This is a genomic window from Campylobacter sp. VBCF_04 NA7 (assembly GCF_027737405.1).
Lineage (GTDB): Bacteria > Campylobacterota > Campylobacteria > Campylobacterales > Campylobacteraceae > Campylobacter_B.
The window spans coordinates 1-16,365 of the sequence record NZ_JAOVTT010000002.1 but is presented as its reverse complement, the minus strand read 5'-3'; the positions used below and the strand labels follow the sequence as shown (position 1 = coordinate 16,365).

Sequence of the window (16,365 nt, the reverse complement as noted above, 5' to 3'; positions counted from 1 at the left end):
AGTCAAATTCAATGAAATTCAAAATTCTGCCATTTGTCCTGCCGTTAATTTCGACTTTGTAGATTGCCACGCTGAGCTTTCGCACGGCTCACAATGACACTTAAAAGCGAATTTGACTAAATTTTGAATTTCAAAATTCAACGGAATTTCTCTGGATTGCTTCGCTTCGCTCGCAATGACAGCAAAAAGAAAATTTTAGGGGCAGTATTTCAAGGTCGCGATAGCGGAATTTAAGAAGTAAAATTTAGAAAAATTTGAGCAAAATTCGTGCAAAATTTAGCCAAATTTCGCACGAATTTTAAAATTTATGAATTAGTTTTCGACATGCGTCTGCGCGTGGTCGGGTCTAGGTAGCGTTTGCGCACGCGGATATTTATCGGAGTAACCTCGACTAGCTCGTCTTCTTCGATCCACTCTAATGCGCGCTCCAAATTTAGGCTTCTTGGCGGAACTAGTTTGATCGCGTCATCGCTACCGCTAGCGCGGACATTTGTTAGGTTTTTGCCTTTGATTGGATTGACATCTAGGTCGTTTGGACGGCTGTGTTCGCCGATAATCATACCTACATAAACCTTGGCTTGTGGTGCGATAAATAGCACTCCACGATCTTGGAGATTCCATAGGCTATATCCCAGCGCGACGCCATTTTCCATGCTAGTTAGCGCGCCATTTTGGCGTTTTTCGACTGCGCCTGAAAACGGCCTAAACTCCAAAAAGCTGTGATTCATAACGCCCTCGCCACGAGTATCGGTCAAAAACTGGCTTCTAAATCCGATTAAGCCACGAGCAGGGATTTCAAACTCGATTCTAGTTTGGCCATCGCCTGTTGGGTTCATCACCTTCATTTCGGCTTTTTTGCGACCGAGTTTTTCGATAACTGTGCCTGTGCAATCATCAGGAGCGTCGATTACTAGGTGCTCGAACGGCTCACATTTTACGCCGTCGATTTCTTTGATGATGACCTCTGGGCGACCTAAGCAAAACTCAAATCCCTCACGGCGCATGTTTTCAGCCAAAATCGTGATTTGAAGCTCACCACGACCGCTAACCTTAAATTTACCCTCGCCGACATTTTCATATCGCATAGCGATATTTGTTTTCATTTCAGCGGCTAATCGTTCGTCGATTTTATTTGAAGTTACAAATTTGCCCTCAGTTCCTGCTAGTGGGCCGTCATTTACGCTAAAAATTACGCTTAGAGTTGGCTCTTCGATATGAAGCGCATCTAGTGGCATAGGGTTTGCAGGATCTACCACGCTATCGCCTACATCAAGCGCGTCAAATCCAGCAATAGCGACGATGTCGCCAGTGCCAGCGTTGTCGATATCGATACGCTCCAAGCCGTTAAATCCGATAAGCTTCGAAATTCTACCAGTTACCTTTGTGCCATCAGCCTTGGCAAGCATTACGCTTTGATTTTTTGAAATTCTACCATTGAAAATTCTAGCAATTCCGATTTTACCGACATAGTTGTCGTAATCAAGGGTGAAGACTTGAAGTTGCAAAGAATTTTCATCGCTACCGCTTGGGCTTGGCACATGAGATAAAATTGTCTCGAAAAGTGGCTTCATATCGACATTTTCATCGCTTAGATTGTGTTTAGCATAGCCGTTTTTTGCCGCAGCATATACGACTGGAAATTCGAGCTGTTCGTCGTTGGCATCAAGTGCGACAAAAAGGTCAAAAATCTCATTTACCACACGATCTGGATCTGCGGCTGGTTTGTCGATTTTATTTACCACGACAATTGGGCGAAGTCCCAAAGATAGGGCCTTTTTAACGACAAATTTGGTTTGAGGCATTACGCCTTCTTGCGCATCGACGAGCAATAAAACGCCATCGACCATTTTTAGCACGCGCTCGACCTCGCCACCGAAATCCGCGTGGCCTGGGGTGTCGATGATATTAATCTTCGTATCGCCGTAGCGAATAGCTGTGTTTTTCGATAAAATCGTGATTCCACGCTCTTTTTCGATATCGTTGCTGTCCATTACGCGCTCGCCGACCTCTTGGTGCTCGCTAAATGTGCCTGATTGTTTCAAAAGTTCATCTACGATAGTGGTTTTTCCGTGATCGACATGGGCGATAACTGCGATATTTCTAATATTTTCCAAATTTTACTCCAAAATTTTATGTTTAAAAACTGATGATTATACACTAAAAATTCTTAAATTCTAAGAATACTCTTTGACCTCATTTACCAAATACTCATACACTCTTTGCTGGATTAAAGCGTCGTTTTCATCATCGCTAATGAGGCGTCTAAGGTGCGAGAAATCGATCTTTTTGACATAGCGAGGCGCATTTTTTATCTCTTTGTCGATTTCTACTAAAAGCGAGTCTAAATTTAGACTTTTGTAGGTGTGGGCCTTTTGGATATATTCGCTCACAATCGATACCAAAACCCCCACTCTGCGCGAATCGTCGCTGTAAATTTCGCTTGCGATTTCGCGCAGGTTTTCGTAATCCTCATCGGTTTGCTTTTTTTTAGCAAGCAACATTGCAGCGAAAATTTTCGCTCTAAATTCGATAGAGCGGTGGTGAGAAATCGAAATTTCACGAAAAACCGAAAAAATATAATCTTTTAAATTCATTTATAACCTTATTTTAAGAAACTTTTAATTATAATCTAGTTTGCCCTTTCTTAGACCTGTGCAACGGTTTTTAAAAACACCGCTTCAGGGTGGGAACACAGCAGAGCACTTTTACCTATCGTGTGCCGCAGTCATCTGGGAAGGGGTTTTAAAACTCAACCCTATCCAATCCAAAATTTTCTATAAAATCATCACAAACGCTGTGAAAATCGACGCCTTCTATGCTTTTATTTCGTCTGAAATTTTCGAGCATTGAGTTATATCCGCTGACTAATTCTTTGCTTTTCACACCATAGCTTATCGAAATTCCAGCCTCGAAAAACGCGGCTAGTTTATCGCAAAATTTAAGCGCTCTGCCGTCAATCGCGCGAAATTTATCCTCGTTATACGCACCAAGCGAGCCGTCTGCGAAATTTGGCTTACCGCCAAGCTCGTAAATTCTGTTTTCAAACTCATCTTTTATAAATTTTTCGCCGTCGTTTCTAATACCCAAAATATAGCTAAACTCATCTCTGATATGCTCTGGCACAAAGGGCAAAATTTTATCATCTATTAGGCGCATTTCGTATTCGCTGATAATGTCACTAAGTCCAGCCACGCCGTATTTTACGGGGCTGATGATATCGCGGGTAAGGCTTTCAGGTAGATCGTGAAAAAGCGCGCAGTAAAAATTATAAAAAATTCTACTCTTGCACGCGCCGACTTTTAGCGAGTAAAAGTAGCTTAAAATCGCCACGATTAGCATGTGGCCTAGCACGCTAGTTTCTGGTATGCGTGGGGTTTGCGCCCAGCGCTTTTGAAACCTTAGCCTGCCGCTAAGATCTACAATTCGGGCTAGTTTTTTATTCATTACGATTTTTCGCACGCCAATTAGCTCGTAATAATCCTCTAATTCCTCTTCGACCTTAAATTTAAGCTCTTCGATATCGTTTAAAAACTGGCTAGTTTGATAAACGATATTAAATTCCCACCTCGTAGCCAGATAACTTGCCGCCTTTAAAATGAGCTTTTCTTTTTCGTGCGAGTAGCCGTTTTGATAGGCTATAAATCGTTTTAAAAATTCGCCATCTTGCACGCTAGAAAGGTCGTTTTCAAGCTGTGAGAGAACCCATTTGTTAATTTGATCTTTTTTACTTTTTTGAATTTGGTGAAAGACATCTGGGCGGATATCGGTTACTACGATGCGTGAGAGAAAATCAAAAATCCCAGCCTCGATGACATAGCTCATATCTATATCGCGCTCGAAACTAGCGATAAAATAGGCAATGATAAATTTGTGCGCTTGTTTGTCAAGCTCGACTAAATTTACCATTTTTGGGTAGTCGTTCCAGCGCGAAATACTCGCACTTTTAAAGATTTTTTCTACTAAATTTGAACTTATCATTTGTAAATTTTATCCGAATTTATTTCAATCACGGTATGCACATTTCCGCGCGGGTTAAAGTCAGCCACGATTTTTAGGTATTTTGGCTGCAATTTTTCTTGCAAGGTAGCGTAAATTTCGTTCGCGCTGTCCTCGTGAGAGATGTAGCGATCCATAAATGAGTTAATGTAGAGTTTGATTGCTTTGAGCTCTACGACAAATTTATTCGGTATGTATTCTAAATATATCGTCGCAAAGTCAGGGTATCCTGAGCGCGGACAGCGACAACAAAACTCCGGAAGCGTGATTTTGATCAAATAATCATTTTCGTGTTTATTTGGCCAAATTTCCATTTTTTCTATGTCAAATTCTTTTATCTCTTTTTCGCCATAACGCATTTTATTTCCTTAAATTTATAATATCTTCTGGTTTGCCTACGCAAAAACCCTGCACGAAATCGACCCCAAGCTCGTAGAGTTCGTCTTGGAATTTCGGCTTATCTACGAAGCGAATAATGCTTTTAATGCCCGATTTCTGGCACATTTCGTTTAGTTTCATAAAAACATTTTTTATTTTTTCGTTGCCTAAATTTTTATTATACTCGATATCATAAATCACAAAATCAATATCGAAAAATTTAAAATACTCGAAACTCGCGTTCGCACCGCCAAACTGGCTAAGTCCAAAGCTAAATCCAAGCTCTTTAAATTTAAGCAAAATTTCGGCAAATCGCTTTGTTTCGGAGTAAATTTCTTCCTCGTTAAACTCCAAAACAATCTTACTTGGATCGATTAAATTATTGTCAATTAGCTTTAAAATTTCGTTGCGAAACTCGGCATTTCGCAGTGTCTGAGGCATGATTTCGATGAAAATTTTATGCTCGATATCCTTAAAATAGATAATGCGCGAAATTTGCTTAATCATCGCAATATCGTATTTGATATCGTAATTATTAAAGTGCAAAATATCAATAATTCGGCTTTTTGTAACCTTATCGCCGGTTCTGAGATCTAGTTTTGGGATTAAGTTTATATGCGATTTGACGCCATTTTTATCGGCGACATATTGAAATTTAAAACTAAAACTCTCATTATCAATCGCATCAACGACATCTTTGTTAAAATCATCGAGCAAAATTTTATTTAGATCGATATTTTCGCTGGATTTTTCCTCTTCGACCTCTTTGCGATTTATCTTAAAAAACAGCGCGTTTGTGATATTGCTGAGATTTTTGTCATACGAAGTAGGCATGATTTCAAATTCGGTTTTAATCTCGATATTGTTTATGCTTTGGTTTGAAATTTTATGCTCGAACATCTTCAAAATGTGCGTTAAATTCGCCATTTTGCCGTTAAGCCCAAAGATAAAGTGGCCGTTGATAAAACGCCCAATATGCAAATTTTTAAAGCCCTGATTTGCCATAAATTTCGCAAATTCTTTGCAAAAATTATACAAAATATCGTCGCCGTTTTGATAACCATATCTATCGTTGATATCGGCGATATTTTTGATACGAAGCAAAACCACATGGTTGATTTTGTTTTTTTTCATCTGTTTTTTTAAAATTCGCTCGATCTCATCACGCACGAATACATGGCTGACTGGATCGATTAGCGTCTTTTTAAAACCAAAGTAAATTTGATAAATTACATAATACACATAACATATCAAAAGTAGCGAAAAAAGTATCACATCATCGCTATTAAACTCACCGTTTTTGAACATCGTATATCCAAAAGCAATAAGCAGGAGTGTAAAAGGCACTGAAATTTTAAGTGCCGTTATAAATCTGGTTTCGCGCTCTTTTTGCTCTGAGACTAAAATTACTTCGTTTTCAATAAATTTACCCATTAAATGTCCAAATTCTTAACATCTTTTGCGTGGTCTTGGATATAGTTTCGCCTAGGCTCAACTTCATCGCCCATAAAAAGGTTAAATGTATCACTAGCGCTTTGCGCATCAGCTATACCCACGCGAAGCAAACGACGATTTTCCTTGCTCATCGTGGTCTCTCTAAGCTGATCTGGGTTCATCTCGCCAAGACCTTTGTAGCGTTGAATATACGCACCTTTTTTCGAATTTCGCTCTATCTCGTCCAAAACCTCGATATAATCCCTACCAAAATCAACCTCACGCTCTTTGATTAGCCCATACACGCGAATCGCTTCGGCAAAAATATGATTTGTAAGCAAGGCTTCGTTGATGTTGAGTTGCTCCAAACCATTTGGAGTTTGGACATAGATACGAATTTCACTCTCGCTGACATTTGAATTTAAAATATTAAATCCCTCGCTCTCTAAGCGCGTTTTAATCACTTCAAAAAGCGCAGAATATTCCATAGAGCGCGCTTCGTCGTTTTCGATTAGATATCTAATCGCAGAAATGACGCTAAAACGCTTTTTAAGCTCGTTTAAAAGTGAGCGATAGTTTGAAACGATTTTTAGAAAATCGATTAAATCTTGGTTGCCGATTCCCTCAAATTCGCCCATATCGATACCAGTTTCGATCAAAAATTCACTCAGTGCGCGCTCATCTTTTAGATAAATTTCTTTTTTGCCCTTTTTGTATTTGAAAAGTGGCGGTTGAGCGATATAAACATAGCCGTTTTCGATAATCGGACGCAAATAGCGGAAGAAAAATGTCAAAAGCAGGGTCTGGATATGGCTACCATCGACATCGGCATCTGTCATAATGATGATTTTGTGATAGCGAAGTTTATCGGCGTTAAATTCCTCACCCACACCGCAACCAAAGGCGGTTATCATGTTTTTGATCTCTTCGGATTGTAAAATTTTATCCAAGCGCGCTTTTTCGACATTTAAAATTTTACCGCGCAAAGGCAAAATCGCTTGAAATTCCCTATCTCTACCACCTTTGGCAGATCCGCCCGCACTATCGCCCTCGACAAGGAAAATTTCACTCATACTAGCATCTTTGCTGGTGCAATCAGCGAGTTTTCCTGGAAGTGTGCCGACTGAGTTGATATTATCTTTTTTTCTCGTTAAATCACGCGCCTTTTTCGCTGCTTCGCGACCACGGGCTGCTAAAAGAGCCTTTTCCATAATCGCTCGCGCTTCATTTGGGTTTTCTTCGAAATATTTGCAAAGCACCTCAAAGGTCATTTTTTGCACAATTGGTTTGACATAGCTCGAACCAAGTTTGCCCTTAGTTTGACCCTCGAATTGCGGTTCAGGCACTTTGACACTTACGACTGCGATTAGGCCTTCTCTGACATCATCGCCGGTGATTTTAGTATCTTTTTCGCGTGCGGCTGCATTTGCTGCGATATAGTTTGTGATAGCGCGAGTTAGTCCCGCTCTAAATCCAGCTTCGTGCGTTCCGCCGTCTGGGGTTTTGATATTATTAACAAAACTTAATAATTTTTCATCGTAGGTTGAATTATACATTAACGCGATATCCACAGCGACATCTTCGACACTATCGCTAAATGAAACCGCCTTGCTAACAGGTGAGGCTTTGTTCATATCAGTTACGAAGCTCTCTAATCCGCCCTCGAAATGAAAGCTCTCATTTCTGCCGTCTCTTTGGTCTTTAAAATTTATGGTGATTTTTGGGTTTAAATATGCTAATTCTCTAAATCTTTTTGACAAAGTATCGGCATTAAATTCTAAAATTTCAAAAATTTCGCCATCTGGCCAAAATTCCACAGTCGTTCCAGTGCGATTTGTGGATTTTATGATTTCTAAATCGGTAGTTGGTTTGCCTTGGGCGAATTCTTGGCGATAAACATTGCCTTGGCGTTTGATTGTAAGCACAAGCTTTGATGAGAGTGCATTTACGACGCTCACACCTACGCCGTGAAGTCCGCCACTGACCTTGTAAGTGTCTTTGTCAAATTTACCACCAGCGTGCAAAACGGTCAAAACCACAGTCGCTGCTGGCAAATGCTCTGTGGGGTGCATATCTACTGGGATTCCACGGCCATTATCTGTAACGATACAGCTGCCCTCGCGCGTGATTTCTACATCGATAGTATCACAATACCCAGCCATAGCTTCATCGATAGAGTTATCCACAACCTCATAAATCATGTGGTGTAGTCCGCCGATATTTGTATCGCCGATATACATTCCTGGGCGTTTTCTAACCGCTTCAAGACCTTTTAAAACTTTAATATTTCCTGCACCGTAATTTTGTTGTTCCATTAAATTTTCCCTTAAATTTCTTAAATTTTATTAATCGGCATTACGACCGTTTTTAGCTCGCCTGAACTTAGCACAAATGCTGTTTCTGAGTTGTTAAAATCTAGCTCAAACATATCGTCCTCGACACTGTTTAGAAAATCGAGTAAAAATCTGTTTTTAACGCCAAAAATCAAATTTGATGAAACTGCGATATTTGCCTCGATTTCGGCTTTTGCCTCAGAATTATCCTCGTTAATACTCTCAAAAATAATGCCATCAGGTTTAATTGTAACCTTCATTTCCTCGCACATTGCGTTGATTGCTTTTACGCCGCCGACAAATTTATCTCGTGGTAAAATTACTTTAAAATTTGTCTCAGTTGGGATTACGCGCTCATAATTTGGGAATTTTCCGTTGATTAGTTTTGTGAAAAATTCGAAATTTTCGCTTACTGCTAAAAGGACATTTTCGTCATAATAAATTTCGATTTTATCTGAAAATAGCTTTTGAATTTCGCCAATTGCCTTTTTAGGGATTAAAATTTGAGTATCTTTTTTGGCAAATTCGCCCATATTTGTATTTAGCACGAAAACACTAAGGCGTTTAGTATCGGTTCCAACTAAATTTAAATACCCGTCTTTTACATCAATCAAAGCTCCATTTAGCTCGTATTTTGGGTTGTTTGTATCGATTGAAGAGTATATTTTTTTAAGACTTCTACCAAGCACCAAAGCATTTACATTGAAGCTGTTTTTGCCCTCGATAGTAGGGAAATTTGGGAAATCTTTTGAGTCAAACATAGGGAGTTTGTATTTTAATTTTTTTTGTTTTACAAAAAGCGCTCCGTTCATTGTCTCTAATGTGACATTTTCGTCGCCTAAACCCTTGATTACGCTAAGAAGTTTTGAGCCATTGGCTGTGGCTTCGCCCTCTTCTTCAATCATAGCATAAGGCAAAACATAGCTAAGACCGATTTCGTGATCTGTGGCCTTGATACTAAGCTCGCCATTTCTAGCTCTGATTAAAATGTGAGAAGTAATCGAGCTTAAATCCTTTTTGTCAAGGTAAGGATTGGTGTTTGAAACAATGTCTTCTAAAACCTTTTTTGCAATTATGACTTTCATAGCTGTCCTTTAAATTTTAAATTTTTGTTTTTGTTATAGTAGAGTGTGGGATTTAGTGAATACCCCGTGCAAATGCTGAATTTAGCGAAATTTACTTTGTGAATTAAATTTGCCATTTTATTCACCATTATTCACAAATTTTGATTTTATTTCATATTTTTTCATTATTTTCCTTTTGGGTTATTTTGTTTTTTAACTCTTCGATTTTGATTTTAAAAAATTCATCTTTCTCAATCGTTTCGTTGATTTTTTTGATATTTTTGCTAATCGCGCTGTGATCTTTGAGATTGAAATACGACGCGATTTTTGGCATTGAATTTTTGGTTAAAATTTTGGCTAAATATATGCAAATTTGGCGCGCTTCGATGACATTTTTGGCCCTTGTTTTGCTTTTTAGCTCGCTTGGTTTGACATTTAGCTCTTTTGAAATCACGCTTATAATCTGCTCCAAATCGACATTTTGGTAGTGTTCTTTGATCTGATCTTGAAGCGTGGTTTTGGCAAATGCTAAATCTATTTTGGCATTTACAAGCGATGAAAATGCGTTTAGTTTGTTTAGTGCGCCCTCGATTTCGCGGATGTTATCGCCCATATTCGCGGCGATGTATTGTATGACATCGTTTGGGACATAAAAATTATTTTCTTCGCTTTTGCGCTTGATGATTGCGATTTTGGTCTCTAACTCTGGCGGCATGATATCAGCGATTAGTCCGTCGCTAAATCTCGAAATCATACGCTCCTCAAAGCCTTTTAGGTATTTTGGCGCGATATCGCTGGTTAGGACGATTTGGCATTTTTTTTCTCTTAGTTCGTTGAAAGTGAAGAAAAACTCCTCAATCGTCGAGCTTTTGCCTACCAAAAACTGAATATCATCGATTAGCAAAATATCGCAGTTGCGGTATTTGTGCTTGAATTTATCCATTGTTTGATTTTCCAAATTTGAGATAAATTCATTTACAAACTGCTCGCTGGTTACGCAAATGACGCTTAGATTTTTTTTGATACAATAATTTGCGATTGATTGGAGCAAATGGGTCTTGCCAAGCCCACTCGGTCCGTATAAAAACAGCGGATTATACATTTTGTTGCCAGGGTTTTTGGCGGCACTGACTGCGCTAGAAAATGCGAGTTTGTTCGAATCAGCCACGATGAAATTTTCAAATGTGTAATTGTCATTGACAATCGTGCTTTTTGGCTTGTCTTGCGGGATCATTTTTGAAATTTCTTTTGGGGAAATTTTGGCTTTTGAAGTGATTTTGACCGTGATATTGCTAACGCCAAATTTTTTAACTAGCGCGTTTTTAATCCTCTCAGCGTATTTAGTCTGTATGTATCTAGCCACAAGCTCGTTACTTGCGTGATAAACAAAGAATTCAAAGGTAGAGTTTTTTTCATTAAATTTTAAATTTTTGATATATCTTTCATAATCAAGCGGTGGAATTTCGCCCGCTAAACTTAATAAAATTTCTTGTGGTTGAGTTTCTGCCATAAATTTTCCTTTGTTTAATCCTTAATTTTAGCAAAATTTCGCTAAATTTGTGTTAAATTTATAAAGTAATTCACAAGTGAATAAGGCGTGAATTAAAGTGAAAGATTGTGATGAAAATTTTAGGAATTGATCCGGGGACTAGAAATTTAGGCTATGCGATTTTAGAAAAAAATGTGAATAAAATTTCGCTCGTCGAAGCAGGTTTAGTGAAAATGAAGGCCGAAAATGTGCAGTTTCAGATGACGCAAATGGCGGAGGCGATTGATCTTATATTTTCGCAGCACAAAATCGACGAGGTCGCAATCGAGAGTATGTTTTACGCCTACAATCCTCAATCCGTGCTAAAACTAGCGCAGTTTCGCGGGGCTTTGAGCCTAAAAATTTTGCAAGTTTATGGCAACTTCGCCGAATACACGCCACTTCAAATCAAAAAATCCGTAACCGGCAAGGCAAAGGCCGCAAAAGAGCAGGTCGCCTTCATGGTCAAGCGAATACTAGGGCTCAAAGGTGAGATCAAACCGCTCGATATAACCGATGCTATCGCGGTTGCGCTCACGCACGCAAACGCTATGAGAGGGCTGGAAAAATAAAAGGGGTAAAAAAGTGAAAATCGCACTAGCGCAGATTAAAAGCGAAATTTTAAAATTCAAGCAAAATTTATCCAATGCGCGAAATTTGGCTTCGCAGGCGAGGGATTGCGATATTATCGTGCTTCCTGAGACATTTTTAAGCGGATTTGCGCCTGAAATTTTTAGCGAAATTCCAGCAAAGCAAAACGAAAAAGCGCAGGAATTTTTACGCGAAATTTCAGCGCAAAAAGTCGCAATCGCTGGGCTAGCACTGAACGAAAATGGCGAAATTTACAACCGCGCCTTGGTGTATCAAAACGGAGGCCAAATTTATCATTACGATAAAATTTTTCTTTTTTCAAATTCAGGTGAAAATAAATTTGTCCGCGCTGGCGATAAATTTGGGCTTTGTGAAATTTCGCATGATGAAAAACCCCTAAAAATCGGACTTGCGATTTGCTATGACTTGCGATTTGGCGAAATTTTCCGCTACCTTGCCAAAAATGGCGCGCAAATTATCTTTGTCATCGCGCAGTTTCCGCACTCTCGCATAGAGCATTTCCGCACTCTTTCTCGGGCTAGGGCGATTGAGGCGCAGTGTTTTTTAGTAGCCCTAAATAGCGCCTCTGGCGGGCATTCGTGCGTGATTAGCCCTGAGGGAGAGATTTTGTGCGAGCTTGGAGTGGGGCAAAAAAGTGAGATTTGCGAGATAAATTTGGCGCAAATTTCGCTAGCACGGGCTAAAATGGATATTTTAAAAGATGAGCGAAAAGAGATTTTAAAGGAGATTTTATGAAGGATTTAGTTTTTGTAATCGATATGGTAAATGGTTTTGCGAAATTTGGCGCAATGGCGGATCCAAACATCGCTAAAATCGCACCCGCAATCGCTTCGCAAATCCGCAGAAGCGCAGGCGTGCATTTCATTTGCGACGCGCACGGCGAGCGGGATTTGGAGATGAAGCGCTACCCAGCGCACTGCATCGAGGGCTCGCCAGAGGCCGAAATAATCGAGGAACTTGCCGAATTTGCCACCCTCAAAAACACTACCAAAAAACGCTCGACAAACGGCTTTTACGCCCTTGATAAGGGGCTTTTGGCCGAATTTGATAGATTTGTGATTACGGGGTGCTGCACGGATATTTGCGTTTTGCAATTTGCCCTTGCGCTTCGCACATATTTCAACGAAAATGACATTAATAAGGACATTGTCGTGCCTAGCGAGTGTGTGGCGACATACGACGCACCAAATCATGAGCGCGAGTATTATGAAAAGTGCGCGTTAAATTTAATGAGAAATGCTGGAATTTTGGTGATTTAAGTTAAATTTGGCGCGAATTCGCGCCAAATTTGCTAAATTTATTTCAAATTTGCTTTAAAAAACTCTTCAAATTTATCAAACGGAATTTTTTTATCGTATAAATCCGTATGATTTGCGCCTGGAACTATAAAAAGCTCTTTATTTTTGCTTCCAAGCTCCTTAAATGCGTCTTCACTAAAATAGCGCGAATGAGCAATCTCGCCGTGAGCTACCAAAACAGGGGCTCGAAGCTCATTTGCGTAGGTTAAAATTTTATCGCTCATACGCGCTAACGCGTCTGTGTTGCTCCACGCATTTTGCGAATTTATCGAGCGTTTGTGATAGCCACGATCTGTGCGGTAATAATCTCTATATTCACGCAAAAATAGCGCGTCGCTATCTTTTACGCCTGAAAGTCCGTTTGCCCCATAACTTGTTTTGCCGTTTTCAAAGTCCGTCCAGCGTTGCAAATTTAGGGCTTTTTTGGCTTCATATCGCTCGTTTTCACCCACGCTATCGTTGTATCCTTTTGCCGTAACGCGCGTCATATCATACATCGTTGTGGTCGCAACTGCCTTTATGCGAGTATCGCTGATAGCAGCATTTAGCGCAAATCCAGCCCAGCCACAAATTCCGATAATGCCGATTTTTTCTCTATCGACGAAGTCTTGCACGCCCAGATAATCCACGGCTGCGCTAAAATCTTCTGTGTTTATATCAGGGCTTGAAATATCTCTTACTTCGCCGCCACTTTCGCCTGTGAAGCTTGGATCAAACGCTAGGGTTACAAATCCCCGCTCGGCTAGGGTTTGTGCGTGAAGTCCGCTAGATTGTTCTTTGACTGCACCATAAGGGCCAGAAATGGCGATTGCAGGGAGTTTGCCACTCATATTTTTTGGAGTGTATAAATCCGCAACGATTACAATTCCATAGCGGTTTTTGAAGGCTACTTTTTTGTGATTTACTTTGTCGCTTTTTGCAAAGGTTTTATCCCATGCGCTCACTACATTTTTTGGCATATCCGCCTCGCCTTTGGCACTTGCAGTGGTGGCTAAAATGGCTCCGAGAGCTAGCGAGATTAGGACTTTTTTCATATTTTCTCCTTGATTGAAATTTAGTGAGAAAATTTTAGCAAATTTAAGAAATTTTAGTTAGAAAGATTATCCAAATTTATTGCCTAATTCTGCAAATTTCAAAATTTATCTAGGGTTAAATTTTTGAAATTTAACCCTAAAAATTTATAAAATTATCGCAAAAATTACGCCAAAGATGATTAGCGGGATATTGAAAAATATAAATGTCGGCACGCAAGTATCCCAGATATGGTTATGCTCGCCGTCGATGTTTAGCCCAGCAGTAGGGGCTAGCGTGCTATCGCTGGCTGGACTTCCAGCGTCCCCCAGACCTGCTGCCACACCGATGATAAAAATCGTCGCAGCCACGCTAAAACCAAGCTCGGCTGCCAAAGGACAATAAATCGTTGCGATAATCGGAATCGTGCCAAAGCTAGATCCAATTCCCATTGTTACAAGAAGTCCTATGCCTATCATTAGCACCGCACCGCCGATTTTGCCGCCACTTAGGCTAGCTACTGCGCTTACTAGCTCGCCCACACCGCCTGTTTCTTTGATAATCGTGCCAAATCCGCCAGCTACAAGCATCAAAAACGCGATGTATCCTAGCATATGCACGCCTTGGTCGAAAATGCTATCTAGCTCGCCCCATGGAATACCGCCTAAAAGTAGCATTGTAAGGATTCCAGCCAGAGCGGCAAAGGGCATTGAACCAGCGTCGATTTGGATTACCATGCTAAGGACAAGTTGAGCGATGAAGCACACTATAATCCCAGCTAGCACGCCCCACTCTCGTTTTTGCATTTTAAACTCCTCAAAATGCGCCTCAATGCTCTCTTTGGTTTGAGTATAGCTTCGTGGTTTGCGGTAGTAAAGCATGGCCAAAACAAGACCAATTACCATAGGTATGGCACTCATCCACATGACCCCAGCGATATCGCTGATACCTACATCCATGCCGTTTTTGCTCATCTCTTTTTGGATAATTCCCATAAAAATCAGACCAAATCCCACAGGAAACGCCATATACGGGGTTTGCAAACCAAATGTCAGCGCGCAGGCTATGGCGCGGCGGTCGAGTTTTAGTGAGTTCATAATCTTTACAAGTGGCGGGATTAGAATCGGGATAAATGCGATATGAACAGGGATTAAATTTTGCGATAAACACGAAATAAAGGCAATCATAGCGATGAAAATAAATTTTTTATCGCTGATAAATCCAGCCACGCTTCGCACCAAAATCGCCGTCAAATTTGTCCGTGCTACGGCACTTGCGATGACGCCAAGTAGGATATACGATAGCGCAGTTTCCAAGTTTCCGCCCATGCCGACACTGCCAGTTTGCGGGTTGCCGTTGATGAAATAGCCTATGGCGTCCATTAGCGGGATATGGCTAGTCAGCACCGCGCAAATCGCGCTGATTAGGATAGCTAGCATGACATTACAGCGAAGCAAACACAAAATACTCATCAAAAGTATGCTTAAAAACACTGGGTTGCTTAACATTTTTTGCCTTTGTGTGAAATTTGGGCAAATTATATTAAATTCAAGGCAAATTTACGCTAAAATCGCACAAAAAAAGGAAAAATTTGCGTTATTTTTATTCATCATTTTTTATATTATTTATAGCTGTTTTGGTAGGATTTTGGTTAGGTGGATTTGCTGGGGCGTATATTTGCGCGCTTTTATCGATTTTAGAAATCAGCCTTAGCTTCGATAATGCCGTGGTAAATGCCAAGGTCTTAACGGATATGAACGCGATTTGGCGCAAAAGGTTTATTGTGTGGGGCATACCTGTGGCGGTTTTTGGTATGAGGTTCGCATTTCCGATTATCATCGTAAGCGCTGCTTCGCATTTAGGGCTTTTTGAGAGCCTAAATTTGGCACTAAACAATCCTGCGCGGTATAGTGAAATTTTAGAAGAAAACAAAGACGGTATTTACATTTTTGGCGGGGCGTTTTTGATGATGGTGTTTTTGAGCTTTTTCTTCGACAATGAGGACAGAGAGCCTTGGATACGGGTTTTAGAAGAAAACGCTTTGGTAAGAAGGCTTAAAAATTTCCCAAAATTTGAAATTTTACTCGCTGTGATTTTAGGCGCAGTTTTGGCTGTTTTAATCCCCTCAAAAACGGCGATTATTGCTTATTTTAGCGCGATAATTTTGTTTATTTTGATAAAGTCGTTTGATAAAATTTTCAGTTGCAATGGCGTTAGAAACGGCCTAAACGGCTTTATTTACCTCGAAATGCTGGACGCTAGTTTTAGTTTTGACGGCGTGATTGGGGCGTTTGCGCTAAGCAACAATATCTTTATCATCATGCTAGGACTTGGGGCTGGGGCGATGTTTGTGCGCTCACTCACGATATATTTGGTCGAGCGTGGCACGCTGGCGAAGTTTATTTTTTTAGAACACGGCGCGCATTATGCGATTGGCACGCTTGCAGCGATTATGTTTATCAAGCTCGAATTTGAAATCAGCGAGGTGATAACCGGCACGCTGGGGATAATTTTTATTTTTTCTGCCTTTGTTTGCTCGATTTTGTATAACAGAAAAAATGGGTAAATTCGCTACAATTGCGAGAAATGCGAAGCATTTCCGTAAAAATAAAACCAGCTAAATTTTAAAAAGCAACGCTTTTTAAAATTTAGCCACTTCTAAGGTTTTACAGGGGTGGGGGTTGGTAAGGGGGAGGGTAGCGTCTCCTAAA

General features: G+C 40.3%; 14 protein-coding genes and 1 other RNA gene. 5 read left to right on the top strand and 10 right to left on the bottom strand.

Annotated elements, in window-relative coordinates; all coding sequences use genetic code 11:
• Positions 1–305: 305 nt before the first annotated feature.
• Positions 306–2,114: a translational GTPase TypA gene (gene typA / locus OFO00_RS01755; protein WP_270858640.1), complete on the bottom strand. Its 1,809-nt coding sequence runs from the start codon at positions 2,112–2,114 to the stop codon at positions 306–308.
• A gap of 60 nt (positions 2,115–2,174) precedes the next feature.
• Complete coding sequence (locus tag OFO00_RS01750) at positions 2,175–2,594, bottom strand: hypothetical protein (RefSeq protein ID WP_270858641.1); 420 nt, start codon at positions 2,592–2,594, stop codon at positions 2,175–2,177.
• Positions 2,595–2,641: 47 nt separating this feature from the next.
• Here OFO00_RS01750 and ffs point away from each other — a divergent pair.
• An RNA gene (ffs, locus tag OFO00_RS01745) (signal recognition particle sRNA small type) lies at positions 2,642–2,739 on the top strand.
• 3 nt (positions 2,740–2,742) lie between these two features.
• Here ffs and OFO00_RS01740 read toward each other — a convergent pair.
• From OFO00_RS01740 to dnaA, 6 genes are all read right to left on the bottom strand, one after another.
• Complete coding sequence (locus tag OFO00_RS01740) at positions 2,743–3,978, bottom strand: HD domain-containing protein (RefSeq protein ID WP_270864643.1); 1,236 nt, start codon at positions 3,976–3,978, stop codon at positions 2,743–2,745.
• A complete protein-coding gene (gene queF, locus OFO00_RS01735; RefSeq protein WP_270858643.1) occupies positions 3,975–4,355 on the bottom strand; it encodes a preQ(1) synthase in 381 nt (126 codons plus the stop codon). The genes OFO00_RS01740 and queF overlap by 4 nt, the downstream gene beginning before the upstream one ends.
• Position 4,356: 1 nt before the next feature.
• Complete coding sequence (locus tag OFO00_RS01730; protein WP_270862634.1) at positions 4,357–5,808, bottom strand: EAL domain-containing protein; 1,452 nt, start codon at positions 5,806–5,808, stop codon at positions 4,357–4,359.
• Positions 5,808–8,123 carry a DNA topoisomerase (ATP-hydrolyzing) subunit B gene (gene gyrB, locus OFO00_RS01725; RefSeq protein WP_270862633.1) on the bottom strand — a complete coding sequence of 772 codons (2,316 nt, stop codon included), beginning with the start codon at positions 8,121–8,123 and terminating at the stop codon, positions 5,808–5,810. Before gyrB ends, OFO00_RS01730 begins: the two co-directional genes overlap by 1 nt.
• Before the next feature lie 20 nt (positions 8,124–8,143).
• Positions 8,144–9,226, bottom strand: coding sequence for a DNA polymerase III subunit beta (gene dnaN / locus OFO00_RS01720; protein WP_270862632.1), 1,083 nt, complete (start codon positions 9,224–9,226; stop codon positions 8,144–8,146).
• Between the two features lie 151 nt (positions 9,227–9,377).
• The gene (gene dnaA / locus OFO00_RS01715; RefSeq protein WP_270864642.1) at positions 9,378–10,715 is read right to left on the bottom strand and encodes a chromosomal replication initiator protein DnaA; all 1,338 of its coding nucleotides are present in this window, start codon (positions 10,713–10,715) and stop codon (positions 9,378–9,380) included.
• Positions 10,716–10,825: 110 nt separating this feature from the next.
• On the opposite strand from dnaA, the gene ruvC reads away from it, so the two are divergent.
• The 3 genes from ruvC to OFO00_RS01700 are packed head-to-tail and all read left to right on the top strand — an operon-like array spanning position 10,826 to position 12,604.
• Complete coding sequence (ruvC, locus tag OFO00_RS01710; RefSeq protein WP_270864641.1) at positions 10,826–11,305, top strand: crossover junction endodeoxyribonuclease RuvC; 480 nt, start codon at positions 10,826–10,828, stop codon at positions 11,303–11,305.
• Between the two features lie 13 nt (positions 11,306–11,318).
• Positions 11,319–12,080 carry a nitrilase-related carbon-nitrogen hydrolase gene (locus OFO00_RS01705; protein ID WP_270864640.1) on the top strand — a complete coding sequence of 254 codons (762 nt, stop codon included), beginning with the start codon at positions 11,319–11,321 and terminating at the stop codon, positions 12,078–12,080.
• Positions 12,077–12,604 (top strand): cysteine hydrolase family protein, encoded by a 528-nt coding sequence (locus OFO00_RS01700; protein ID WP_270864639.1) that lies wholly within the window; start codon positions 12,077–12,079, stop codon positions 12,602–12,604. The genes OFO00_RS01705 and OFO00_RS01700 overlap by 4 nt, the downstream gene beginning before the upstream one ends.
• Before the next feature lie 38 nt (positions 12,605–12,642).
• Here the strand turns inward: OFO00_RS01700 and OFO00_RS01695 are convergent, their stop codons facing one another.
• Both OFO00_RS01695 and OFO00_RS01690 read right to left on the bottom strand, forming a co-directional pair.
• A complete protein-coding gene (locus OFO00_RS01695; RefSeq protein WP_270864861.1) occupies positions 12,643–13,602 on the bottom strand; it encodes an alpha/beta hydrolase in 960 nt (319 codons plus the stop codon).
• A 219-nt stretch (positions 13,603–13,821) separates the two neighbouring features.
• Positions 13,822–15,162, bottom strand: a complete 1,341-nt coding sequence (locus tag OFO00_RS01690; protein ID WP_270858651.1) for a Na+/H+ antiporter family protein — start codon at positions 15,160–15,162, stop codon at positions 13,822–13,824.
• Between the two features lie 83 nt (positions 15,163–15,245).
• Between OFO00_RS01690 and OFO00_RS01685 the strand changes: the two genes are divergently transcribed.
• Positions 15,246–16,220, top strand: a complete 975-nt coding sequence (locus tag OFO00_RS01685; protein WP_270864638.1) for a DUF475 domain-containing protein — start codon at positions 15,246–15,248, stop codon at positions 16,218–16,220.
• Positions 16,221–16,365 lie beyond the last annotated feature (145 nt).